Here is a 24,129-nt window from a genome sequence, read left to right as displayed (position 1 = left end):
TAACAACAATATCTTTTTAAAAATACCATCATTACCCTATTTCTGCCTTATATTCCGTTTAACTCTTCATAAAAAGCTTACAAAACGACAACGGTTTTCGAGCGACATTTTAGTTCTAATCCGTTAATCTATGAAAAAAGATTCATAGGAGGTTAACTTATGATTCAAAACTTAGAGCTAATCACGACGGGCTTGTTAATTATCTCCATCATGTTTCATCTTTTTATAGATATAGTCAAAAAAAATAAAATCATTAACTATCCCATTCAAGAGGAGGAAGCCATCAAAGTTGTATACCCGCAGTACATCGACTGCAGCCGAAACATTAATCTTTCACTTCTTCCCAAAGAATATCTCTTTGCGGATGGACAGCTCAGTGAGATTCATTAATTGAAGGAGGCCATACTGTGTCAGACAAGGTAATCAGTGATGAAGAGTTGATGCTGCTGCTGTCCCCCACTAACAATAATGAAGAAAATGAGCCATCAGAGAAACCGAAGCTAACCATGAAATTACTATATGAGCTTATTAAAAAGCTTAAGCAAGAGAACATGCTGCTTGCCAAGCGTGTAGACGAATTAGAACAGCAATTGGATTTGCTGCATCAGATTCGAGATGAGGTGGCTACCACCCTAGAATTGCCGATTATCAAGGAACCCGAAATAACAGTAGGGATGGAAGCTGAGCTCGTTTCCGGCCTCCCGCAAACCATCCAAACCTCCCGCACAGAACGTCATCCTTCTAAAAAGAAGAAAAAGAATAAGATCTTTTGGACTTATTTATTGTCCCACTTAACCAATTTCCACTTCAATTAGCTTGAACTGTGTAACATCGACAATACCTCGGTTTGAAATCCGAATTTCAGGAATGACGGGTAATGCAATTAATGAGAATGTCATAAACGGGGCGTTCAACGGACAGCCAATTTGTTTCCACGCTTTTTCGAGCTCTGCAACCTCTTCAACGACTTCAAGCAATGATTTATCTGACATGAGGCCTGCGATGGTCATCGGTACTTGAGCCAGCACTTTACCGTTCTCTACAACGATCATGCCTCCTCCCATTTTGACAAGTTCATTAGCTGCGAAAGCCATATCCTGCTCATTGATCCCCATAACAATTAAATTGTGACTGTCATGCGCCACTGTAGAGGCTACCGCGCCTGTCTTCAATTGAAAGCCATGCGTAAAACCAAGTGAAATTTGACCCGTTCCACGGTGTCGCTCAATACAGGCTAAACGGATAATATCCTGCTCCGCATCTGGTTGGATGAACCCCTGCACAACACTTAGAGCTGCAGTCATTTTCTCTGTTCTTGCACTGTTTTCAATAATGCGGATGACATTGACCTCCGTCTTATTCTGATTACTGCGACTTGCAAGTTTGAAGTCCTCAGCCGCAAGCTCCCGCTTAACGTTCATGGAATTGCGAATGTGCTCGGGATAGACGAAATCGGGGAAATCAACCGTAAGCTTGCCATTATCAAAAACAACCTGACCATCAGTAATAACAGTCAAAGGCTCGACCTTCTGTAAATCATCCAGTAATAAAATGTCAGCACATTTACCGGGAGTAATGCTTCCCAAATCTTGCTCCATTTTAAAATAGCGCGCCACATTAATCGTCACCATTTGCATCGCTGTTACAGGATCGACACCCTCTTCGATCGCGCGGCGCACGACATGATTGAGATGCCCCTTCTCCACCAAAGTTTGCGGATTGACGTCATCCGTTACGAGCGAAATATTGGATGTGTTGACCTTATCTTCCGTTACCACCTTAATGACCTCTTTGACATCATGCCAGGCCGAACCTTCACGAATCATAAGGTGCATGCCCATGCGGACTTTGTGAAGACCTTGTTCCCGAGTTATGGTTTCATGATCGGATGTCACGCCTGATGCTATATAAGCCTGCAGCATACGATCATCATCACTTGGGAAATGTCCTGTGACCGTTTTACCGCTCTTGATCGTTTCTTCAATCTCCCCGCACATTTTCGGATCGCCGTAAACGACACCAGGGAAATTCATGACTTCGCCCAGTCCAACCACGTTGTCCCACTGCAGTCCCTCTTTAATATCGGTCACTTCTAAGCTTGCACCTGCATCTTCCAAGTCCGTAGTTGCTGGTACACAGGATGGGAAAGTCGTAAATACTTTAATAGGCAGCTGCTGCCCCTCTTCGTGCATCAACCTTACACCTTCTGTTCCAAACACATTGGCAATTTCATGAGGGTCCATAAATATCCCCGTTGTTCCTTTGGCTAATGCCGCTTTGGCAAACTCGGTAACGGAAAGCATCGTGCTTTCAACATGCATATGACCATCTAAAAATCCCGGGGACATATACTTCCCTGTGGCATCAATCACGACCGTTTGAGCCCCAATGGTATGGTCTGCATTCCCTACATACGCAATTCTCCCAGCTGCGACAGCAACATCCATATGCTCAAGTAATTCACCAGAATACACATTGACGAGTGTCCCATTCTTAATGACTACGTCGGCAAAAACTTCGCCTAATGCAACCTTAGCTAGCGTTCTGCTCACTTCAACTAGCTTATTTCTTTTATTTAGCGTTCTTTTATTTAGCGTCATGGGTTTTGTACTCCTTTATGTATTAATTAACTTTTACCGGTTCGGTGTCAAACGTCACATCTCCCTGAACCATCTGTTCACATTAAATTTACCATGAAAAAGGTTTTTCTCAAGGGTTTCATACTACTTCTGAGGATTCCCTATTTCTATTTATTAAATTATACGGAGCGAAGATCATTCAGATGTTAAAAAGCTTTAGGTGATGGGAATACCGATGTCTTTACGGACGGTCGAACCTCCTCGGATTTCTCATCCCTTAAAGAACAAATAAGCGCGGAAAACGCGCTTATCCAGGAGCGCCCCAACAAATAAGCGCGTTTTCCGCGCTTACAGCGAGAGCTCTGCGAGCCGAAAGAGTCTGAGAAGCCAGAAATCGACATTCGTTATTTAACATCACTTATCCACAAATCGGCATCTCACATATTTTCCTATACTCCTATACAATGAAAAAAGACCACCCGAAGGTGATCTTTTTCATTGAAGCGGGCGGCGGGAATCGAACCCGCGCGATCAGCTTGGAAGGCTGAAGTTCTACCATTAAACTACGCCCGCGTGTCTATCGGGACGACACGATTTGAACATGCGACCCCCTGCTCCCAAAGCAGGTGCTCTACCAAGCTGAGCTACGTCCCGATATGGTGGTAATAACATATGAAAAATGGCGCGCCCTGAGAGATTCGAACTCCCGACCTTTTGATTCGTAGTCAAATACTCTATCCAGCTGAGCTAAGGGCGCTTACTAAAATGGAGCGGAAGACGGGGATCGAACCCGCGACCCTCGCCTTGGCAAGGCGATGCTCTACCGCTGAGCCACTTCCGCATCGTACCTCAGGAGTATAAATACTGCTGAGGATTTGATGCGCGTAGAGGGACTTGAACCCCCACGGTCGCCCGCTAGATCCTAAGTCTAGTGCGTCTGCCAATTCCGCCATACGCGCATGCTGTAAATAAGGCAAATGGTGAGTCATGTAGGATTCGAACCTACGACACCCTGATTAAAAGTCAGGTGCTCTACCAACTGAGCTAATGACTCATGAAATTTTAATGGGGCCCCCGTAAAGTAACAGGAATTCGCTTCAGAGCTTACCTTCACTTTATGGGGTATAGTACTGGGGATCAAGGATTTGAACCTTGGCATGACGGAGTCAAAGTCCGTTGCCTTACCGCTTGGCTAATCCCCAACATAGTTTGGAAATGGAGGCTGATGGATTCGAACCACCGAACTCGAAGAGAGCAGATTTACAGTCTGCCGTGTTTAGCCACTTCACTAAGCCTCCACATATAAAGCCTTACCGGGCCCCGAAAAAGTAGTAGGCGTTGCTACAAAGCTTTGCTTCACTTTTTTGGGAATTGTGGTGCCGTCGAGAGGACTTGAACCCCCAACCTACTGATTACAAGTCAGTTGCTCTACCAGTTGAGCTACAACGGCATATTCATTTTCTAAAAATGGCGGAGCTGACGGGATTCGAACCCGCGGTCTCCTGCGTGACAGGCAGGCATGTTAGGCCACTACACCACAGCTCCATACTAGTAAATTGGTTTCTACGGGCCCCGAAAAAGTAATCGGCGTTGCTACAAAGCTTCACTTCACTTTTTTGGGTTGTATGGTGGAGGCTGACGGGATCGAACCGCCGACCCTCTGCTTGTAAGGCAGATGCTCTCCCAGCTGAGCTAAGCCTCCATGGGATCGAACTAGAAAATTATTGGTGACCCGTAGGGGACTCGAACCCCTGTTACCTCCGTGAAAGGGAGGTGTCTTAACCACTTGACCAACGGGCCAAACTTAAAAATTTACCAACGGAGAGAGAGGGATTCGAACCCTCGCACCACTTACGCAGTCTAACCCCTTAGCAGAGGGTCCCCTTATAGCCACTTGGGTATCTCTCCAATTTAATTAGTAGCGGCAGAGGGGCTCGAACCCCCGACCTTACGGGTATGAACCGTACGCTCTAGCCAGCTGAGCTACGCCGCCATATTGTCTTTCCTTTATTTAAAGAAACGGAGAAGGAGGGATTCGAACCCTCGAGACGCTTGTGACGTCTACACGATTTCCAATCGTGCTCCTTCGGCCGCTCGGACACTTCTCCATATATTTTATGGGATCCCCAAAAAGTAATTGGAATATGCTACGAAGCATCTCTTCACTTTTTGGGGGTTTGACTCCCCGAACAGGACTCGAACCTGTGACAACTCGATTAACAGTCGAGTGCTCTACCAACTGAGCTATCAGGGAATATTTGGTGGAGCCAAGCGGGATCGAACCGCTGACCTCCTGCTTGCAAGGCAGGCGCTCTCCCAGCTGAGCTATGGCCCCATAAAGGTAATAATATTGGTGGGCCCTGGTGGACTCGAACCACCGACCTCACCCTTATCAGGGGTGCGCTCTAACCAGCTGAGCTAAGGGCCCTAATGTGTAAAACAGTCTAGAGTGTGGCAAAAAAAATACCCACTAGGGGTATTCTGCTTGGCAACGTTCTACTCTCCCAGAACCCTGCGGTTCAAGTACCATCGACGCTGGAGGGCTTAACGGTCGTGTTCGAGATGGGAACGCGTGGGTCCCCTCCGCCATCATCACCAAACAGTCAAAGCGTGTTTGCGCCTTGAAAACTAGATACGAAACTTGCGTAAAGTAATCATGTGCATGGCTACGTTAGACGTAGGTGCTAGCTGCTTAGTCAGCTTTTTGGTTAAGCCCTCGACCGATTAGTATTCGTCAGCTGCATGCATTGCTGCACTTCCACCTCGAACCTATCAACCTCGTCGTCTACAAGGGGTCTTACATACTGGGAAATCTCATCTTGAGGGGGGCTTCGCGCTTAGATGCTTTCAGCGCTTATCCCCTCCGTACATAGCTACCCAGCGATGCCTCTGGCGAGACAACTGGTACACCAGCGGTACGTCCATCCCGGTCCTCTCGTACTAAGGACAGCTCCTCTCAAATTTCCTACGCCCGCGACAGATAGGGACCGAACTGTCTCACGACGTTCTGAACCCAGCTCGCGTACCGCTTTAATGGGCGAACAGCCCAACCCTTGGGACCTACTTCAGCCCCAGGATGCGATGAGCCGACATCGAGGTGCCAAACCTCCCCGTCGATGTGGACTCTTGGGGGAGATAAGCCTGTTATCCCCAGGGTAGCTTTTATCCGTTGAGCGATGGCCCTTCCATTCGGTACCACCGGATCACTAAGTCCGACTTTCGTCCCTGCTCGACTTGTAGGTCTCGCAGTCAAGCTCCCTTATGCCTTTGCACTCTGCGAATGATTTCCAACCATTCTGAGGGAACCTTTAAACGCCTCCGTTACATTTTAGGAGGCGACCGCCCCAGTCAAACTGCCCACCTGACACTGTCCCCATACCGGATTACGGTACCAGGTTAGAACTCCGATACGATCAGGGTGGTATCCCAACGGCGCCTCCACCCAAGCTGGCGCTCAGGCTTCAAAGGCTCCCACCTATCCTGTACAGATCGTACCAAAGTCCAATATCAAGCTGCAGTAAAGCTCCATGGGGTCTTTCCGTCTTGTCGCGGGTAACCTGCATCTTCACAGGTATTAAAATTTCACCGGATCTCTCGTTGAGACAGCGCCCAAGTCGTTACGCCATTCGTGCGGGTCAGAATTTACCTGACAAGGAATTTCGCTACCTTAGGACCGTTATAGTTACGGCCGCCGTTTACTGGGGCTTCAATTCATAGCTTCGGGTTGCCCCTAACCACTCCTCTTAACCTTCCAGCACCGGGCAGGCGTCAGCCCGTATACTTCGCCTTGCGGCTTCGCACAGACCTGTGTTTTTGCTAAACAGTCGCTTGGGCCTTTTCACTGCGGCCCCCTCGGGCTATTCACCCTACCGAGGCACCCCTTCTCCCGAAGTTACGGGGTCATTTTGCCGAGTTCCTTAACGAGAGTTCTTCCGCGCGCCTTAGAATTCTCTTCTCACCCACCTGTGTCGGTTTGCGGTACGGGCACCTTCGCCTGGCTAGAAGCTTTTCTTGGCAGTGTGAACTCATGACCTTCGGTACTTAAAGTTTCCCTCCCCATCACAGCCCAGCCTTACGGTTAGCGGATTTGCCTACTAACCAGCCTCACTGCTTGGACGAGCATCCATCAGCTCGCGTCACTATCCTTCTGCGTCACTCCATCGCTCATAACGGCTACGGTGGTACAGGAATTTCCACCTGTTGTCCATCGACTACGCCTTTCGGCCTCGCCTTAGGTCCCGACTTACCCTGAGCGGACGAGCCTTCCTCAGGAACCCTTAGGTTTTCGGCGGATCAGATTCTCACTGATCTTTTCGTTACTTATACCGGCATTCTCACTTGTATGCGCTCCACCTGTCCTTACGGTCAGAATTCAACGTACATACAACGCTCCCCTACCCATGCACATACGTGCAAGCCATAGCTTCGGTGGCGTGTTTAGCCCCGTTACATTTTCGGCGCAGAGTCACTCGACCAGTGAGCTATTACGCACTCTTTCAATGGTGGCTGCTTCTAAGCCAACATCCTGGTTGTCTGTGCAACTCCACATCCTTTCCCACTTAACACACACTTGGGGACCTTAGCTGATGGTCTGGGCTGTTTCCCTTTTGACAATGGATCTTAGCACTCACTGTCTGACTCCCGGATTTAAGTTTGTGGCATTCAGAGTTTGACTGGACTTGGTAACCCTTGGCGGGCCCCGCACCCAATCAGTGCTTTACCTCCACAACTCCACATCCGAGGCTAGCCCTAAAGCTATTTCGGGGAGAACCAGCTATCTCCGAGTTCGATTGGAATTTCTCCGCTACCCCCACCTCATCCCCGCATTTTTCAACATGCGTGGGTTCGGGCCTCCAGTGAGTGTTACCTCACCTTCACCCTGGACAGGGGTAGATCACACGGTTTCGGGTCTACGTCCACGTACTCAAGCGCCCTATTCAGACTCGCTTTCGCTGCGGCTCCGCCTTTTCAGCTTAACCTCGCACGGGAACGTAACTCGCCGGTTCATTCTACAAAAGGCACGCCATCACCCATATAGAGGGCTCTGACTTCTTGTAAGCACACGGTTTCAGGTTCTTTTTCACTCCGCTTCCGCGGTGCTTTTCACCTTTCCCTCACGGTACTGCTTCACTATCGGTCACTAGGGAGTATTTAGCCTTGGCAGATGGTCCTGCCGGATTCCGACGGGGTTTCACGTGACCCGCCGTACTCAGGATACCTCTAGGGGTTTCGTTCGATTTAAGCTACAGGGCTTTTACCTTCTATGCCGGACCTTTCCAGATCTCTTCGCCTACCGAACTAACCCCACATCGAGGTCCTACAACCCCAAGGAGCAAGCTCCTTGGTTTGGGCTATTCCGCTTTCGCTCGCCGCTACTGACGGAATCACTTTTGTTTTCTTTTCCTCCAGGTACTTAGATGTTTCAGTTCCCTGGGTATGCCTCTACTATTGCTATGTATTCACAATAGAGTAACTGCGCATTACCACAGCTGGGTTCCCCCATTCGGACATCCCCGGATCAAAGCCTGCTTACGGCTCCCCGAGGCATTTCGTCGTTCGCCACGTCCTTCTTCGGCTCCTAGTGCCTAGGCATCCTCCGTGTGCTCTTTCTAGCTTAACCGCTAAAAAAAGTTATTGATTCTGTATAGCCCGAAGACTACACAACCTAAGTTCTTACTTTACGTTTTGTTTCGTTATCTAGTTTTCAAGGAACAACAGTGATGCTCTTCGTTCGCTTCTCAGCGGCGGAATAACATCTTAACATCTCTTCTAAATGTCAGCAACATATAAATGTTACCAACACAAAAGCGATACTTGAAAGATTGCTCTTTCAAAACTGAACACGAGTGAGTAAGCGATTTGTGCTTTCGCACTTGACTGGATCTATCAGATCCGAGTCTCCATAGAAAGGAGGTGATCCAGCCGCACCTTCCGATACGGCTACCTTGTTACGACTTCACCCCAATCATCTACCCCACCTTCGGCGGCTGGCTCCCTTGCGGGTTACCCCACCGACTTCGGGTGTTGTAAACTCTCGTGGTGTGACGGGCGGTGTGTACAAGACCCGGGAACGTATTCACCGCGGCATGCTGATCCGCGATTACTAGCAATTCCGACTTCATGCAGGCGAGTTGCAGCCTGCAATCCGAACTGAGATCGGCTTATAAGGATTGGCTCCACCTCGCGGCTTCGCTTCCCGTTGTACCGACCATTGTAGTACGTGTGTAGCCCAGGTCATAAGGGGCATGATGATTTGACGTCATCCCCACCTTCCTCCGGTTTGTCACCGGCAGTCATCTTAGAGTGCCCACCCAAAGTGCTGGCAACTAAGATCAAGGGTTGCGCTCGTTGCGGGACTTAACCCAACATCTCACGACACGAGCTGACGACAACCATGCACCACCTGTCTCCTCTGTCCCGAAGGCCTACGATATCTCTACCGTATTCAGAGGGATGTCAAGACCTGGTAAGGTTCTTCGCGTTGCTTCGAATTAAACCACATACTCCACTGCTTGTGCGGGTCCCCGTCAATTCCTTTGAGTTTCACTCTTGCGAGCGTACTCCCCAGGCGGCATACTTACTGTGTTAACTTCGGCACCGAGGAATCGAATCCCCAACACCTAGTATGCATCGTTTACGGCGTGGACTACCAGGGTATCTAATCCTGTTTGCTCCCCACGCTTTCGCGCCTCAGCGTCAGTTATAGGCCAGAAAGTCGCCTTCGCCACTGGTGTTCCTCCACATCTCTACGCATTTCACCGCTACACGTGGAATTCCACTTTCCTCTCCTACACTCAAGTCAACCAGTTTTGGATGCGAACCGGGGTTGAGCCCCGGGCTTAAACACCCAACTTAATTGACCGCCTGCGCGCGCTTTACGCCCAATAATTCCGGACAACGCTTGCCCCCTACGTATTACCGCGGCTGCTGGCACGTAGTTAGCCGGGGCTTTCTTCTCCTATACCGTCACACAAAAGGCAGTTACTCCTCTTGCTGTTCGTCTAGGGCAACAGAGCTTTACGATCCGAAAACCTTCATCACTCACGCGGCGTTGCTCCGTCAGACTTGCGTCCATTGCGGAAGATTCCCTACTGCTGCCTCCCGTAGGAGTCTGGGCCGTGTCTCAGTCCCAGTGTGGCCGTTCACCCTCTCAGGTCGGCTACGCATCGTCGCCTTGGTGAGCCGTTACCTCACCAACTAGCTAATGCGCCGCAGGCCCATCTATAAGCCACAGATTGCTCCGTGTTTCATAGTTCTCTCATGCGAGAAAACCAGTTATCCGGTCTTAGCTATCGTTTCCGATAGTTATCCCGGTCTTATAGGCAGGTTACCTACGTGTTACTCACCCGTCCGCCGCTAACTTATCCCGAAGGATAAATCCGCTCGACTTGCATGTATTAGGCACGCCGCCAGCGTTCGTCCTGAGCCAGGATCAAACTCTCCATAATAGTTGAACGATTGCTCGTCCATATATCTGAAAGCTGAAATGCTCATTGACTTGCTAGCGAGATTTTGCAATCTCTTTTTTGAACGATTTCTCGTTCGTGCTTACTCACTCGTTGTTCAGTTTTCAAAGATCAATTTCTTTCGTTCACTGCCGTGTTACCGAAGCAGCGAGAAGTAATATACCATACTGATTTTTCTTTTGCAACTACTTTTTTTCGAGTTAGTTACTTTCGCCAGCCTGTCTTGCGGCCGGAGTGATAATATACCACGGTTCTTAAATGTATTGCAATGTTTTATTTTTCCAATTACAAAAAAGTTTCTAAGGGCTGATTCTTACCTACTCTTATAACATTACCCCACTAATAAATCCTTAAACAAAAAACACATGCCGTTTAAGCACGTGTTCATTATACTCACCTTTTTGAAATCAATCGCCAGGCCGATTAATGTTTAGTAATCAGAAAACAAAGGCATTATAATTTTGTTCACTCAGCTGCTTTAGTTTCCATCGTACGCTCATGAACTACATAACTGTTAACAATGGCAGCTGCAAACGTTGCCCGGTTGTTTCGAAAAAAATGAAATAAAATGCGAGCTTCCGGAGACTCTTCATTATATTGCGAAAAGTTGAAGAAATCATCATCTCCCCATCCTTCACTACGGAGGATTTCAATTGATTCTGCAATTATACTAGGGATGACTGGCTTGGTTATCGTTGTCATATTCCCACTCCTCGGAGTATATTCAGATACCGTTTATTACCCGTTTTTGCCCACATCAGGAAACAATAGCGATTATTTATAATAACGGGATTATTCGATGGCAGGATCGGCTTCTTTTGATTGGCTTTTTTCAGCATATTAAGATCACCTCCTTGCTTATTTTCATATGTATTTGTTATTCATTTCTATGTGTTACCCATTCTAACCAATCTATTAATCTATTAAACCTGACAAAGCTATTAATTTTGACCCGAGCCAAATAGAAGTAAATAAAAAAGGAGCAGCATTAACTGCACCTTCACACGGCATTTTTAGTATTCCATTGTTATAATCGGAGTACCTATGGTTAGACGTAACTTGCCTGTCGTAGACTCTTGATGCAAAGCTATTTGCAGATTTACCGTTTTGTCACCACTCTTAATAGAAGATTGGAACTCCCTCGAAGAGAGAGACGCACTTACCGTATTCTGGTCCTTATAGTTTTCTACGATTTTGCCTTTAAAAGCTTGAGCAATAGAATTTACCAGCTCTGTGGAACTCTTTTGACCAGACTGTTCTTGCTCATTTACATAACCTTGTACCATAACATTCCATTGTCCATTGATACCAAGTTTCTTCAATTGTTCGCCCGCTTGCTCCTGCCACATGACCAACTCCGACTGTTCGGCTTCATGAGAAGCATCTAATCGCAAGACGACATAGCAGGCAGATTGTCCCTGTGGACTTGCAACTGTTACGGTGCTGACCGCTCCGGGTACAACCTCAGATTTCGCTGTATAGGTCGGATGTGAATTGGATTCACTCAATACTTCTGCTTGAGGAATTCCAAAAGCGTGCGACAGTTTTTCCCCAACTTGCAGCATATCTCGATCAATACCACCGCACGTTCCGTAATAGCCTGTATATTTGAAGGTTATCTGATTTTCACTCGTCATGTACGGTTTCGCCGTGTTCAATAGCTGAAGTGCTTCTTGCTCACCATGCGCATCGGCATGTCGAACCCATCCAAAAACAATGCTTATAATGGTCATACACATGATCGATAATATCCAAGATTTCTGCATATAAAAAGGCACCTCTTTACTAGAATCTTAAACTCTAGTAGAAGGATGCCCAAATCTAGCAAATGTTATACAGAGGAGGTTTTCTCAAGCTCTTTTTCCCGGCGTATGATTTCTTCCATGGTGGTGTTGAGTGCGGCTTGTGGCCCAGGGAAATGATTTTTATAATAAGCCAAATCCATAATGATCAGAAGAATCAGCATCCCAGCTACAGCATAACCGGCCATTTGATTCGGAGGAATTACCATGACGATACAGATGAAAATGATCCACAAAAGCGCGACGATCGAAATGAATGTGCTGTATTTTCCGAGATTCCATGGCCCGAGATGTTTATCTTGAAATCTGCCTTCCGCTTTCGCTCTCAGCTTGAGATAGATCGGAATGCCGTAAGCCACATATAAGCCCACAACACTGACCGCGGTTAGGAACGCAATCGTCGTGTAAGTCGCATCGGGATTCACCATTTTGATGATATAGTCGATGAAAGCGAGCAGGAAGGATAGGATAATGGCCAGCCAAATGGCTTTGGCAGGTGTACGGTATTTCTTTGAAATTTGCGCCCATTGATGGCTCATCGGCATCCCTTTGTCACGAGAGAAGGCGTACATCATACGCGAAAAAGAAGTAATAGAAGCTAGACCGCAGAACCACATCGCGGCGGTGACCAGCCATAGGATAACGGAACCGAACGTCCCGCCCAGCGCTTGGCTGATGACATAGATGAATGCATTGCTTGAGCCAGCAGCAGCACCAGCATCCTTAATAGACAAGGTAACAAAAGCAAGCATAACGAACCCAATGACAAACGAATAGGCAACGGATGTGAAAATACCCCAAGGCGCGCGCACACGAGGGTTGATGGTCTCTTCGATGGTATGAGCGGACGCGTCGTAACCCGTAAATGTCCACTGCGCTTGCAAAAGCCCGATTAGAAAAGCAAACATATACGGTTTATCCGAGAATGTTTCGCCCACTTTGAATAAATAATCGACAGGATTCAAGTTGCCTTTGGTGAAAAAGGCAAGTGACAGAACCAGCACGGCCACCACAGCAATATGGTACCATGCGGAGAAATCGTTAAGCTCAGAAACGATACGAATCCCGACATGATTTAGGATACCATGTGTAAGTAAAATGATCGTGAAACAAATCAACACGGTTGTATTGTTAGATTCATAACCGAACACACTCGCGATGAGCGGATCGGCGAATAGGGCTACCGAATAATCGATACCGGCCACAATCCCGATTTGACCGATCAGATTGATCCATGCGGTGTACCAGCCCCAGCGTTTGTTTTTCAAAATAGCCGCCCAGTGGTACAAAGCGCCAGCCGTCGGAATAGCCGAAGCTAGCTCAGCCATGACTGCCGCTACAAACATGACAAAAAGGGCGACGATCGGCCAGCCAAAGCCCATCATACCCGCACCGCCATAGGTTAATCCGTGGCCGTATAACGATACAGCGCCAGTAAGAATGGAAATGATGGAGAATGAAATCGCGAAATTGGAAAATCCGCCCATACTGCGCAGCAGTTCTTGGGCATAACCGAACTTGTTTAAATCCCTTTTGTCTTTTTCATGATGATTAGAAGGTACGCTCATCTTGAATCCTCCTCATCAGATACATACGATTTGTACAAACAAGTCACAAGGCTCATTTCCCCAGGAAACTTTCATGCTTGCTTTCATCGAATTCGCGAATGCTTTTGTTGGCGATTCTGACAATCCATAAAGCAAACAAGCACGTTACCGCAATAATTACGATTCCAATCGTCAGTTCCATTCGGTCTCCACCTCCTTTTCGCGGAATCTTGACCCTTAGAATTCCTAGTTGATGAATGAAAACAAAAAGGTGACTAGGTGCAGAGAACAACATGTCGTTCTTGGACCAATGGCACCTTTGCCTGCTAGTTATGCTTTTGATTATGGATATGAGGGTTGTACAAGGAGTATTCCGTTTTTTATTTTTCTTTCAGCAAATAGTCACTCTTTGAGGAAAGACTAGGCTAGTTTATCTGTATTTAAATGTGTACATAATCCCTTTGACTACGAGATTCAGCAGCTTATTCTTGAAGCAGAAAGAAATATTGGTGCACTGGCAAGGTTGGGTCTAAAAAGTCACCCGCTAAAACCAAACATTCTGCGTAATTCATTAGTTAAGACCGCACATTTCACAACTAAAATAGAACAAAACAAATTAGAATACAAAGAAGTTGAAAAGCTCTATCAAGATTATAAAAAGAATCCATTAACCATTAAACAGAAAGCACAACTTGAAGTGAGAAACGTGTTTGAGGCGTATGAGTTTATTTATGAACTAGATCCCTTTAAAGATTTCTCAGACATGGATGAGCTTATTTTCAAAAAATTGCAACAATTACTAATGAAAGATTTAACCGGGTATCCGGAGGGCTATAGGCAAATTCCTGTTGCTCTACAAGACGGCGATGGAAACATTAGTTATCAGCCTCCCGCTTTTAATCAGGTCCCGCATTTGATGAATGCATTCTTCTCTTGGTTATATACTAGTGTAACTGGATGTATGAGTGCCTATGATTCTGAAATCATTCAAGAGAAAAAGCTTCATCCACTATTAATATCGGGCATTACCCATCATTTGATCGGATACGTTCATCCATTTCCTGATGGTAACGGACGGACAGCTCGGGCATATTCGACCTTAGTAGGACTAATTCATAACGATCTTTCTAAGATCAAAGATGCATTTAGCGTTGAAGAGTATTTCGACAAACGAATAGAAGATTATTATGATACTCTAATGATAGCTACACAAGGCGACCTAAAGCCCTTCCTCATTTTTTACCTTGAGTGTGTCAATGCCTCGCTTACAAGAGTTCTTAATGAACTTCAAAGGTATGATAAAATTAAATACATGCGAGAGATACTTGGGAAAGGCCACGCAAGGACTATGTTTGAACTAATAGCTAGAATGGAAGATGGCGAGGTCTTTCATAAACAATTATTCGACGATACCTTAGATGCATCTTCATCAAGCATTGCCAAGAATTTATCAAAACTGAAAGATTTAGGAGTAATAAAGCCTGGTGATAATCGGGGTGAATATATGATCTCTATCGTTGATTGAGAGTTAAAAGGAGATACGTCACAAGACGTATCTCCTTTTAACTGTTTTACCTACTCAATATCATCTTCATAGTCGGCTGCAAATTCATAATAAACCTCAACAAAAGCTTGCTGAATTCAGAAATCACTTTTTTTGCATCAGCCAATTTAAGCTCCGGTTCACAGCGATCGGGGTAAAACTGATGCAAAATTTTCTTTTGGGCTTCATCAAATAATTGATTTTCTGTACGTTCAGGCTTCAGCTAGCTCTTTACATCGCTACTTGATTTATAACAATCGATAATGATAGAGACCAACTCTTCAGCCTTATACGTTTTCAATTGTTTCTTAAGCTCCGGTATTGAAATCTTGGTCATAGTAACTCTCTTTCCTATCAGTTTAAGTGATTATTCTGTCTCAACTACAATTCCATCTTTTTTTTCCGAAAACCACACCCGCTCAATAAACTCCCCAGCCGGCAAAGGTTTGCTTATCAAATACCCTTGAACACAATCGCAACCTTGCTCACGCAAGTAAGTAAGCTGTTCACTCGATTCGACCCCTTCGGCGATTACTTTCATGTTTAAGCTATGCGCCAATTGGATAATACCGCTTATGATCAATTCATCTTTTGGAGACATGTTTAAGTTATCAATAAAAGACTTGTCCATTTTCAAATAATCGAATGAAAAATGCTTCAAATAGCTGAGTGAAGAGTACCCCACTCCAAAATCATCGATGGAAATAGATATACCGAGCTCTTTTATTTCTTCAAGCACCTTCATTGTATGTTGGGTATTCTGCAGCAGCATACTCTCCGTTATCTCAATTTCAAGCCACTGAGGATCAAGCTCCGTTTCCCGCAAAATTTGCCCAATCGTACTGACTAAATGATCATTCTGCAATTGAATGGAAGAAAGATTAACAGACATAACGATAGGTGGGAATCCTGCATCCTGCCAAGCTTTATTCTGCTTACATGCCGTCCTTAACACCCATTCCCCGATGGGCAGGATCAACCCACTCTCCTCTGCGATCGGAATAAACTGAACAGGCGACATAGGACCCAACTCTTGATTTTCCCATCGAATGAGGGCCTCTACTCCGTTAATTTTATCAGTAGTCAAATCGATCTTCGGTTGAAAATGTAAATAAAATTCTTCGCGCAGGATCGCTTTGTGCAAATTAGAATGTATCTTGTGCTTGGCTTCATTAAGCTCTTGAATATTTTTAGAATAAACGCTGTAGGTGTTTCCGCCGGATTCTTTGGCCCGATACATAGAGGCATCGGCATTTTTGATCAGCGTTTCCACATCGTTCCCATGTTCAGGATATATACAAATTCCTATACTAGTCGTTATATATAACTCTCTATTGTGTAAATAAAAAGGTTCAGCTAAAGCTCGTAAGATCTCATCGGCAACAGGTATGACCTCATCTGTATGGCTTAGATTTGGAAAAATAATCGTAAATTCATCACCCCCCAGCCTAGATACGATAGATCCTTCCGGAACAGATTGGATAATGCGTTTGGACACATCAAATAATAGAAGATCACCTGTATGATGCCCCAGCGTATCATTTACATGTTTGAATTTATCTAGATCAAGAAACATTAATCCAGCTAAGGAGTTGTTGGTACCAGCTTTCTCCAATGTCTCCGCCATGCGCTCCTGAAAGTTGCTTCGGTTCGGCAGCCCGGTGATTTCGTCGAAGTACGCCATCTTGTGAATAATCTGTTCTGCTTGCTTCTGTTCGGTAATATCCTTAGCAATGCCATAGACCCCAACAATTTGATCATTCACTACCGTCGGACCACAAGTTATGAACATATCACGGCTTGTACCCTCTTTCGTTAATACGCCAATTGTAAATTGTTGCGGATTTCCAAGCAGCGCTTGTTCTATACGATGTATAGCTTCTTGTTTCCCTGTAGAAATCACATATTCGAATAAATTAACGTCTAATATAGACTCTGGGGAATAGCCAAGTATTTTTTCTAACATCGGGTTAATACTCGTAAATTTACCTGATAGATCTAATGTAAAAACAATATCTGGATTACGGTCAAATAGAGATTGGTAGCGTTGTTTGCTTTCTTCTATTTTGTAGATATGCTTGTTATAGGCTGAGATTAGGAAGTTAATCAAAAGCATAAGAAAAGCTGCAATGATAACCTCAGTAATGAGATCAATAGCATTCGTAGACTGAACTAGATGATACAATAGAATGGTCAGTACTAATAAAGAAACTTGTACGCCATAAACTTTCTTTAAGGCAAATTCACTGAAAAAAGGAGATTTATTTACAAACTTCATGATTCCTGCACGTATTAATAAGTTAACGTTATCAAAAACGAACGTAATACCTAAAATTTGAACGATAAGTGGGAACTGATTCAAAACTTTCAGACTAGCCGCTGCACACATCATACTAATAAAATACATGCCTAACGTTGAAAACAATCGAAACCAGTTAATTTTATAAAAAGGTTTGCTAGCTGACAAAAAAAACATGAGTGTACTGAATATGATCGGAACCGTGCTTGCTGAGATACCTTTTGAATACATGATATAAAGAAAACTTAGTGTTGCACCGTTATACCAGAATCCATTTGGCAATTTTGTCGGAAATAGATCAACTATTGCTATTAATAAACATATTATTATTAAAGACTGCCAATCCTTATTGGATTGAATAAATCCAAAACAGACATATATCGTATATATTCCAGTTAAGAATAACACCATGGTGTACAAATTTTTGTCCTTCATGTTACTCCCTCTTTGAAGTGGTTCCTAATAGAAATCGAATAAATCCGAAACCCACAAAAACATCCCCTACACTTATCACATGTTTGAAAAAAGGAATCCAATCTCCCAACCACCAGAAGTTAGATGTATTCATTAGTTGATGTCGGGGATCGTCTGTCTCAAAAGCAGAACCATTATACCCAGACATCAAAAGAGCCTTTTCTGATACCGGCATTAAACCTCCGTGTATACTAATTGCTAATAAATTAAGCGAAGCCCCTACACATATAAAAATAATTCCTGGTAAATGCCTGTTCATCCATAGGCCTAAGATCATTATAGCAAACGAGAGTTCAAGTAGAATAGGATAATCGCGTTGTGTGCTGTTACCTAACCAAAAAATAAAAATTTGAAACGCAAACGTGCCGATCAGTAGGTATGGCATTCTGAAGGCTGCAAAGGAATCTACAAGCGTCAATAAATTGCGTTTCAGGATGATACATAATAGAACGCCTGCAAGTATAAAGTAAATCATATATGTTCATTCATTCCTTTATATAAAAAATGAAAAGGAACTAGGTCTCACCTAGCTCCTTCAAGGGATTATGGTCCCCATGGAAAAGGTACAACTGATGAATATACCATTGCTGTCAAAACCAAAGTCATAAGTACCCAACTCTTCCAATTTTTCATTTTCATTTCCTCCCCTTTGTTTGAAAAGAATGTCTAGTCAAATGGAAAAATCCATTAAAGAAATTATACTTTTAATGGATTTTTTATACAATAATAAAATTATTCAAAATATTCAAAAATTCGACCGAAAATGACTTAATGGCTACAAATTTCAGACCATTTCATAACATTCAGCCCCTTCAATTTATAAGTTGCAAAATGGACTAAGTTCCCATGTAAAGCAAACGTGGGCATTTGATAACTTATCTTTTCCTCTGCACCTGGAGCTGACTCTTTGATAATGTCTCTTAATCTGTTAAGTATCTCCTGCACCTCCTGTGAAAATGCAGAAATATATGTATCTGGGTTAGTTAATAACTTCGGCTATAGTTAATCACATAAAGCACATATACTGTAACCATTTTCACTACTTTCAATGACATAGAAACTTCGATAAAATATATAATGTCATCATGAACAATCTTCAGAACATTTAGTTTCTACTAAAATCAAGAGGAATGTGGGAGGATGAATCATGAAGTATTCGTACTTAGGGAAATCCGGATTGAAGGTCAGTCAGTTATGTTTAGGAACGATGAACTTTGGACCGGAAACCGAGGAAAAAGAAGCTTTTAAAATTATGGATGCCGCACTAGACGCGGGAATTAATTTTTTCGATACAGCTAACGTCTACGGCGGAGTTGAAAAAAGAGGATGGACAGAAGAAATTATTGGACGCTGGTTCAAACAAGGTGGAGGTCGTAGAGAGAAAGTTATTCTTGCGACGAAAGCCTACGGCGATATGAATGATCCAAATGATGGACCCAATGCTGAACGAGGATTATCAGCGTACAAAATCAGACGTCATCTGGAAGCATCGCTCAAAAGACTGCAGACAGACCATATAGAGCTTTACCAAATGCATCATATCGACCGCAACGTGACTTGGGATGAGTTGTGGGGGGTATTTGAATCCGTTGTGAACCAAGGAACTGTTGACTACATTGGCTCCAGTAACTTTGCTGGGTGGCATATTGCCTGTGCCCAAGCTGAAGCCAAAGCCCGTCATTTCCTAGGCTTAGTCTCTGAGCAGCACATGTACAATCTACTTGCCAGATTGCCGGAACTGGAAGTGCTTCCCGCTGCAGAAAAGCTCGGTCTTGGTGTCATTCCATGGAGTCCTCTTGCCGGAGGATTGCTAGGCCGCAACGCTTTGGCAGGTACAGGTGCCCGGAGTGCGCGTTCCGCCGAACGCATTGAGAAGCATCGGAGCCAGTTGGAACAATTTTCAGCGCTTTGCAAGGAAATCGATGAAAAAGAAGACGTTATCGCCTTGGCCTGGGTATTGTCTCATTCGGCCGTTACCTCGCCAATTATCGGACCGAGAACGATCGAGCAGCTCCAAGATTCGTTACGCGTACCTGAAGTCACACTTAATGAAGATACTTTGAAAAAGTTGGATGAGATTTTCCCTGGACCCGGAAAACCGGCTCCCGAAGCTTACGCCTGGTAGACCGGCAAACAGACATAAAAAGGCGGCTAATCCCTTTGAGGATTGACCGCTTTTTCAACTCCATAAACCCTTACTCTTGCTCGATGAATCAACCTCTATAGAAATCCCGAATCCAGCGATGCGGCTTCAGCTTCTCAAACTGTTCCTTTGATAATCCCAGCCCGTCTCCGACCCGCATATTATTCTCCACATTCCGAACCGAACGCATACCCGGAATGACCGTTGAAACAGCAGGATGGCCAAGCACGTACCGCAGTGCAATTTCCGGCATGGTATCAATGGAAATATCAAGATCGGAAGCGATCTTCTGAACGCGGTCATACACCTCTTGTTTTGCGGTCGCCTCGGAAATAGTTATTACGGAAGTCACCTTCACTGAACGTCGTATCCGGGGTAATTCGCCCCGTCAAGCCGCCTTCATCCAGCGAAACTCTGACAATGACGCCAACATTATGCTCCGCACAGGCTGGAAGCAGCTGATCCTCAGGGCTTTGATCGAAAATGTTATAAATGACCTGTACGGTATCTACGAGCCCAGATTCAATCAGCTTAATAGCATTGTTCGGTTGATGATCGTTAATCGATATGCCGAAATAGCGGATTTTACCTTGCTCTTTAAGCTTACGGATCCCTTCCAACCAATCTCCTTGACCGACCCACTCGTCCGACCAGACATGAAACAGCTGGACATCGATCGTATCCAAGCCAAGATTCCGCAGACTTTGCTCTGTACTCGAAATAACATGCTCCGCTGTATATGCCTCTTCCACAGGCACCCCGTCCCGAGCAGGCCATTGTCTATTTTGGGGTGGTATTTTGGTCGCAACATAAATCGGCTTATCGTGAGCCTTTACAACTTGCCCGACAAGTCTTTCACTGTGATCATCTCCATAGCCCAAGGCCGTATCGATAAAGTTCAGCCCCAGCTCGATGGAACGATTCAACGCTTGAATCGATTCGTCGTCGGATGCAACCCCCTCCCTGCTTTCCATAAACGGCAAACCGAAACAATAAAATACCTATTGACTTTTCACTTTATGAAGCATATTATTATCTCATAACTAAGAATCTTAAATTTAAGATAATTATACAACATTTACACATTCGAAGGAGTTGTTGATATGTACGATATCGCAGTGATTGGCGCAGGCCCCGCAGGAGCAAGTGCAGCATTGTTTGCAGCAAAAGCAGGAAAGAATACTCTACTCATCCATAATGATAAAAGCATGACAAAAAGGGCTTGGCTTGAAAATTATTATGGTATTGAAGAGATTTCCGGCCCTGATCTTATAGATATCGGGAAGAAACAGGCAGTTAAATTTGGCGCTGCAGTGAACGAAGAGAAAGTTCAAAATATCGTTAAACTAGATGCAGGTTTCCGCATTGAAACCAATATCAGCCAACATGAAGCTAAATATATCATTATTGCAACAGGAGCTTTAACAGAGCTTGCGGAACATTTGGGTTTGAAAACAAAACCAGCAACCGAACCGCGAATTAAGACGGTCATTGATGTTGATACACATGGTCAAACAAGTTTGGATGGTATCTGGGCAGCAGGTACAGCAGCTGGCGTTAGCGTCCATGCCATCATCACTGCCGGTGACGGTGCTAGAGTGGCGATAAATGTCCTAAGCCAAATAAATGGAGAAAGATATGTTGATCACGATATTTTGAAAACTTCTGAATAAAAATTGGCCAACTTTACACAAATCATAAAAGGAGTGGTTCACTATGCTTACCATTTTAAATAAAATTAATGAGCTTTCAAGAAAAGAGAAAGAAATCGGATTAACTGAGATTGAAAAAACAGAACAAGCCAATTTGCGTAAAGAATATCTTCAAATATTTCGTGGTTCCATAGACAGCTTGCTCTTGAATTCTACCATTATTGATCCGAACGGAGATAACGTTACCCCTGAAAGATTAAAAAATGAACAGGCCAAAATAGCTGCAAAATAACGTTTCCTGAGTGACAGGAACCAAAATATGTTAAAATTGAGGCGTACCCGTAAGGAATTCATATTCATTATTCAATGGAGGTTATACCATGGGCAAAATAGGAATATTTGGATTTGGGCGTATTGGCAGACAATTATTAAGAGTGGCTTTACAGGATCAACTATTCGTTCCCGTGTCCATCTCCGACATTAAAGACGCAGCAACACTTGCCGCTCTGTTCGAAGTTGATACCAATTATAAGCGCTGGCACGAAGCCGTATCGGCACAAGAAGGTAGTATGGTGATCGGTGGACGCGAAATTCAGTTTATCGATTCATCGAAGGAAGTCCCTAATTGGAAAGAATTAGATGTAGATCTGGTAATTGACTGTACAGGCCGCGCTGTCACCCGAGCTGTTGCTCAGGTCCATTTGGATCGCGGGGCAAATAGAGTATTAGTTAGTGGGCCTAGCAAGAGCCTTGAAGATTGTGATGCTGTCTTGCTGAAAGGGATAAATCTGGATAGTTTTGATCCGGAAAAGCATAAAATTATTAGCATGGCGAGTTGTACGACAAACGCATTGGCTCCAGTGGTCAAAATAGTCAAAGAAAACTTCGGCATTAAGTATGGCCTTTTCTCCACCGTCCATTCTTACACGAACACGCAGTCGCTAACGGATCAGCCTATGAAGGATCGCCGAGATTCGTGGGCTGCAGCTGAGAATATCATTCCTTCTTCATCAGGAGCTGCAAGAGCCCTTAAGTTTATCTGGAATGATTTGCAGATTACCGGAAAGGCATACCGGATTCCAACACGCACCGGAAGTATTGCTGAATTAAACCTTGTGACGGAAAAGCCATGTACGGTACAGCAGGTCAATGATATTTTCCGTAGTAGCGCTGCAGATGGTCAACTGAAGGGAGTTCTTGATGTTCTGGAAGGTGAATGGGCATCATCCCGTATCGTCGGCGACCCCCACTCCTCCATCATTGACCTTCCTTTGACCCAACTGCAGGGTGAAATCCTATCCGTTGCAACTTGGTACGATAATGAATGGGGCTACGCTTCGCGATTAGCAGAAGTTGCGGCTTTTCTAGTTAATAAGTAAAATCGCTACCTTTGAATAAGTAGGATCGCCTCCGTTTATATAGAGGTGATCCTTCCTACCTCAGATCGAGAATTAATTATACGACAACCATACGGTATTACCCACAACCTCAAAACCCTGCTTATACCAAAAATTACGTGACTTTTCTAATGAATAAACATACATTTTCTTATTAGGGTATGTCAGTTTAAGCCAATCCATGAAGAAAGCCGCGTAGCCCTTCCGCTCAAATTCTTTCAGTACATCCAATGCTTCTATAAATATATAATCTGTTTTGTTCTTGATATCAATATAGAAGTCTTGTTCTAAGTATTTTTCATCATCGTTGAAATAATCTTTCTCCGCTTTCTGAATTAACTGTTTGGCACTCGTGTATTCCCAAACCACGGCATACCCCACCATCGTGTTTTCAACTTCAATGAGATATACATCATTAGGCAGTTCCGAGCTTTCCTTCTTACTCAATTCCCCTGCATGATAGCCGGATTGCAATTCACTTAATATTGTTTGGAACTCTTGATCGAATGGTCTTTTCGTAATCGTAGGCATTATAAATCTCCTTTTCACAATGTCGCTAACGGAAGTATAACATATATCTACACTACATCCCTTATGTTGGTTAATAGTGTTAACTATAGCTAATCATGGTTCGAGTGAAAGCAAAAAAACCTAGAAGCAACAGCTTCTAGGTTTTTGTTTGTAGGCTGCTTATATTGGGTTGTCGGTAACTACATTAGTTTGATTGTGTAGGCATATGATGCTGTTGGTGATGATGATGATGGGTTTGCCCTGTATGATGGTGATGTTGTGTATGTTGAGGATGCTGAATATGGTGTTGAAGATGATGCATGGGATGATGATGCATGTAATGATGGTGTGGGTAGTAGGCAACGTGATGATGCATCGGATGGTACGCAAGATGATGCATGGGATGATAGGCATGATGGTGTTGTGGGTGATGGTAATGATGATGCGGATGGTAAACATGGTGAGGCTGTGTATAATGAGTATGTTCGTGATGTGGATTCATTGGATAATGCGCTCCCGGTGCTGCTGCAGGCTGCTGATAGATAGGGAGGTTATCTCCCGTTGGAGCTTGTTGAGCTGGATGGTAGGTCTCCGTCAATATCGGAGTTTGTTGAGCAGGATGGTAGGTCTCCGTCCTTGTTGCAGCTTGATAAATAGGGAGGTTATCCTCCGTTGATAAATTGCGATTTGTCATTTTCTTTCTCCCTTCTGGAGTAG

General features: G+C 44.5%; 18 protein-coding genes, 18 tRNA genes, 3 rRNA genes and 1 pseudogene. 7 read left to right on the top strand and 33 right to left on the bottom strand.

The features are described 5' to 3' along the window. The first annotated feature begins 159 nt into the window (after nt 1-159). Nucleotides 160-390, top strand: coding sequence for a hypothetical protein (locus NYR53_RS04190; protein ID WP_261304053.1), 231 nt, complete (start codon nt 160-162; stop codon nt 388-390). A 17-nt stretch (nt 391-407) separates the two neighbouring features. Next, on the top strand, nt 408-815 hold the full coding sequence (locus NYR53_RS04185) for a hypothetical protein (protein WP_261304052.1): 408 nt from the start codon (nt 408-410) through the stop codon (nt 813-815). Here NYR53_RS04185 and ade read toward each other — a convergent pair. The 26 genes from ade to NYR53_RS04055 form a co-directional block, all read right to left on the bottom strand. Next, entirely contained in the window at nt 792-2,600 is a 1,809-nt protein-coding gene (ade, locus tag NYR53_RS04180) for an adenine deaminase (protein WP_261304051.1), read from the bottom strand. The genes NYR53_RS04185 and ade overlap by 24 nt on opposite strands. A 481-nt stretch (nt 2,601-3,081) precedes the next feature. Further along, nucleotides 3,082-3,152 (bottom strand) — tRNA-Gly (locus tag NYR53_RS04175). Nucleotides 3,153-3,159: 7 nt separating this feature from the next. Continuing rightward, nucleotides 3,160-3,233: transfer RNA gene (locus NYR53_RS04170), tRNA-Pro, on the bottom strand. Nucleotides 3,234-3,259: 26 nt separating this feature from the next. Beyond that, a tRNA-Arg gene (locus NYR53_RS04165) sits at nt 3,260-3,336 on the bottom strand. A gap of 9 nt (nt 3,337-3,345) precedes the next feature. Beyond that, nucleotides 3,346-3,420: transfer RNA gene (locus NYR53_RS04160), tRNA-Gly, on the bottom strand. Nucleotides 3,421-3,458: 38 nt separating this feature from the next. Further along, a tRNA-Leu gene (locus tag NYR53_RS04155) sits at nt 3,459-3,538 on the bottom strand. Nucleotides 3,539-3,557: 19 nt separating this feature from the next. Further along, a tRNA-Lys gene (locus NYR53_RS04150) sits at nt 3,558-3,633 on the bottom strand. A gap of 76 nt (nt 3,634-3,709) precedes the next feature. After that, nucleotides 3,710-3,781, bottom strand: a tRNA-Gln gene (locus NYR53_RS04145). Nucleotides 3,782-3,795: 14 nt separating this feature from the next. Continuing rightward, nucleotides 3,796-3,877, bottom strand: a tRNA-Tyr gene (locus tag NYR53_RS04140). A 76-nt stretch (nt 3,878-3,953) separates the two neighbouring features. Continuing rightward, nucleotides 3,954-4,029 (bottom strand) — tRNA-Thr (locus NYR53_RS04135). A gap of 18 nt (nt 4,030-4,047) precedes the next feature. Next, a tRNA-Asp gene (locus NYR53_RS04130) sits at nt 4,048-4,124 on the bottom strand. A gap of 81 nt (nt 4,125-4,205) precedes the next feature. Continuing rightward, a tRNA-Val gene (locus NYR53_RS04125) sits at nt 4,206-4,281 on the bottom strand. 23 nt (nt 4,282-4,304) lie between these two features. Next, nucleotides 4,305-4,379: transfer RNA gene (locus NYR53_RS04120), tRNA-Glu, on the bottom strand. Between the two features lie 19 nt (nt 4,380-4,398). Beyond that, a tRNA-Ser gene (locus NYR53_RS04115) sits at nt 4,399-4,487 on the bottom strand. Nucleotides 4,488-4,498: 11 nt separating this feature from the next. After that, nucleotides 4,499-4,572: transfer RNA gene (locus NYR53_RS04110), tRNA-Met, on the bottom strand. A gap of 27 nt (nt 4,573-4,599) precedes the next feature. After that, nucleotides 4,600-4,687, bottom strand: a tRNA-Ser gene (locus tag NYR53_RS04105). 73 nt (nt 4,688-4,760) lie between these two features. Beyond that, nucleotides 4,761-4,833: transfer RNA gene (locus NYR53_RS04100), tRNA-Asn, on the bottom strand. Between the two features lie 5 nt (nt 4,834-4,838). Then, nucleotides 4,839-4,914: transfer RNA gene (locus NYR53_RS04095), tRNA-Ala, on the bottom strand. A gap of 16 nt (nt 4,915-4,930) precedes the next feature. Next, a tRNA-Ile gene (locus NYR53_RS04090) sits at nt 4,931-5,007 on the bottom strand. A gap of 55 nt (nt 5,008-5,062) precedes the next feature. Next, nucleotides 5,063-5,179, bottom strand: a 5S ribosomal RNA gene (gene rrf / locus NYR53_RS04085). A 104-nt stretch (nt 5,180-5,283) separates the two neighbouring features. Beyond that, nucleotides 5,284-8,199 (bottom strand): 23S ribosomal RNA (locus NYR53_RS04080). A gap of 286 nt (nt 8,200-8,485) precedes the next feature. Then, nucleotides 8,486-10,027, bottom strand: a 16S ribosomal RNA gene (locus NYR53_RS04075). The 16S, 23S and 5S rRNA genes sit together here with 18 tRNA genes alongside, the layout of an rRNA operon. 483 nt (nt 10,028-10,510) lie before the next feature. Beyond that, nucleotides 10,511-10,747: a hypothetical protein gene (locus NYR53_RS04070; RefSeq protein ID WP_261304050.1), complete on the bottom strand. Its 237-nt coding sequence runs from the start codon at nt 10,745-10,747 to the stop codon at nt 10,511-10,513. Between the two features lie 311 nt (nt 10,748-11,058). Then, entirely contained in the window at nt 11,059-11,811 is a 753-nt protein-coding gene (locus NYR53_RS04065) for a YwmB family TATA-box binding protein (RefSeq protein WP_261304049.1), read from the bottom strand. Nucleotides 11,812-11,876: 65 nt separating this feature from the next. Next, nucleotides 11,877-13,415 (bottom strand): amino acid permease, encoded by a 1,539-nt coding sequence (locus NYR53_RS04060; RefSeq protein ID WP_261304048.1) that lies wholly within the window; start codon nt 13,413-13,415, stop codon nt 11,877-11,879. Between the two features lie 52 nt (nt 13,416-13,467). Continuing rightward, on the bottom strand, nt 13,468-13,596 hold the full coding sequence (locus tag NYR53_RS04055; RefSeq protein WP_261304047.1) for a hypothetical protein: 129 nt from the start codon (nt 13,594-13,596) through the stop codon (nt 13,468-13,470). Nucleotides 13,597-13,917: 321 nt separating this feature from the next. Between NYR53_RS04055 and NYR53_RS04050 the strand changes: the two genes are divergently transcribed. Continuing rightward, entirely contained in the window at nt 13,918-14,919 is a 1,002-nt protein-coding gene (locus NYR53_RS04050; protein ID WP_261304046.1) for a Fic family protein, read from the top strand. Between the two features lie 385 nt (nt 14,920-15,304). Here NYR53_RS04050 and NYR53_RS04045 read toward each other — a convergent pair whose 3' ends face one another. From NYR53_RS04045 to NYR53_RS04035, 3 genes and pseudogenes are all read right to left on the bottom strand, one after another. After that, entirely contained in the window at nt 15,305-17,671 is a 2,367-nt protein-coding gene (locus NYR53_RS04045; protein WP_261304045.1) for a sensor domain-containing protein, read from the bottom strand. 1 nt (nt 17,672) lies between these two features. Then, the gene (locus NYR53_RS04040; protein ID WP_261304044.1) at nt 17,673-18,128 is read right to left on the bottom strand and encodes a DUF5317 domain-containing protein; all 456 of its coding nucleotides are present in this window, start codon (nt 18,126-18,128) and stop codon (nt 17,673-17,675) included. A gap of 398 nt (nt 18,129-18,526) precedes the next feature. Continuing rightward, a pseudogene (locus NYR53_RS04035) lies at nt 18,527-18,676 on the bottom strand (iron chaperone); the annotation flags it as partial. Between the two features lie 181 nt (nt 18,677-18,857). On the opposite strand from NYR53_RS04035, the gene NYR53_RS04030 reads away from it, so the two are divergent. Further along, nucleotides 18,858-19,835 (top strand): aldo/keto reductase, encoded by a 978-nt coding sequence (locus NYR53_RS04030; protein WP_261304043.1) that lies wholly within the window; start codon nt 18,858-18,860, stop codon nt 19,833-19,835. An 88-nt stretch (nt 19,836-19,923) separates the two neighbouring features. Here the strand turns inward: NYR53_RS04030 and NYR53_RS04025 are convergent, their stop codons facing one another. Together NYR53_RS04025 and NYR53_RS04020 are read right to left on the bottom strand one after the other, a co-directional pair. After that, nucleotides 19,924-20,160, bottom strand: coding sequence for an aldo/keto reductase (locus NYR53_RS04025; RefSeq protein ID WP_261304042.1), 237 nt, complete (start codon nt 20,158-20,160; stop codon nt 19,924-19,926). Further along, nucleotides 20,153-20,827, bottom strand: a complete 675-nt coding sequence (locus NYR53_RS04020) for an aldo/keto reductase (RefSeq protein WP_261304041.1) — start codon at nt 20,825-20,827, stop codon at nt 20,153-20,155. The genes NYR53_RS04025 and NYR53_RS04020 overlap by 8 nt, the downstream gene beginning before the upstream one ends. Nucleotides 20,828-20,956: 129 nt before the next feature. On the opposite strand from NYR53_RS04020, the gene NYR53_RS04015 reads away from it, so the two are divergent. The 3 genes from NYR53_RS04015 to NYR53_RS04005 all read left to right on the top strand — a co-directional run bounded on the left by NYR53_RS04015 (nt 20,957) and on the right by NYR53_RS04005 (nt 22,884). Next, nucleotides 20,957-21,526: an FAD-dependent oxidoreductase gene (locus NYR53_RS04015; RefSeq protein ID WP_261304040.1), complete on the top strand. Its 570-nt coding sequence runs from the start codon at nt 20,957-20,959 to the stop codon at nt 21,524-21,526. A gap of 43 nt (nt 21,527-21,569) precedes the next feature. Further along, the gene (locus NYR53_RS04010) at nt 21,570-21,797 is read left to right on the top strand and encodes a DUF896 domain-containing protein (protein WP_261304039.1); all 228 of its coding nucleotides are present in this window, start codon (nt 21,570-21,572) and stop codon (nt 21,795-21,797) included. Nucleotides 21,798-21,885: 88 nt separating this feature from the next. Continuing rightward, nucleotides 21,886-22,884, top strand: a complete 999-nt coding sequence (locus NYR53_RS04005) for a type I glyceraldehyde-3-phosphate dehydrogenase (protein WP_261304038.1) — start codon at nt 21,886-21,888, stop codon at nt 22,882-22,884. Between the two features lie 72 nt (nt 22,885-22,956). Here the strand turns inward: NYR53_RS04005 and NYR53_RS04000 are convergent, their stop codons facing one another. Beyond that, a complete protein-coding gene (locus NYR53_RS04000; RefSeq protein ID WP_261304037.1) occupies nt 22,957-23,433 on the bottom strand; it encodes a GNAT family protein in 477 nt (158 codons plus the stop codon). Between the two features lie 184 nt (nt 23,434-23,617). Continuing rightward, on the bottom strand, nt 23,618-24,106 hold the full coding sequence (locus NYR53_RS03995; RefSeq protein ID WP_261304036.1) for a hypothetical protein: 489 nt from the start codon (nt 24,104-24,106) through the stop codon (nt 23,618-23,620). Nucleotides 24,107-24,129 lie beyond the last annotated feature (23 nt).

The sequence above is a fragment of the Paenibacillus andongensis genome, assembly GCF_025369935.1.
Taxonomy (GTDB): Bacteria; Bacillota; Bacilli; order Paenibacillales; family NBRC-103111; genus Paenibacillus_E; species Paenibacillus_E andongensis.
The sequence above is the reverse complement of the archived record's forward strand: the minus strand, read 5'-3'. Positions and strand labels throughout refer to the sequence as shown.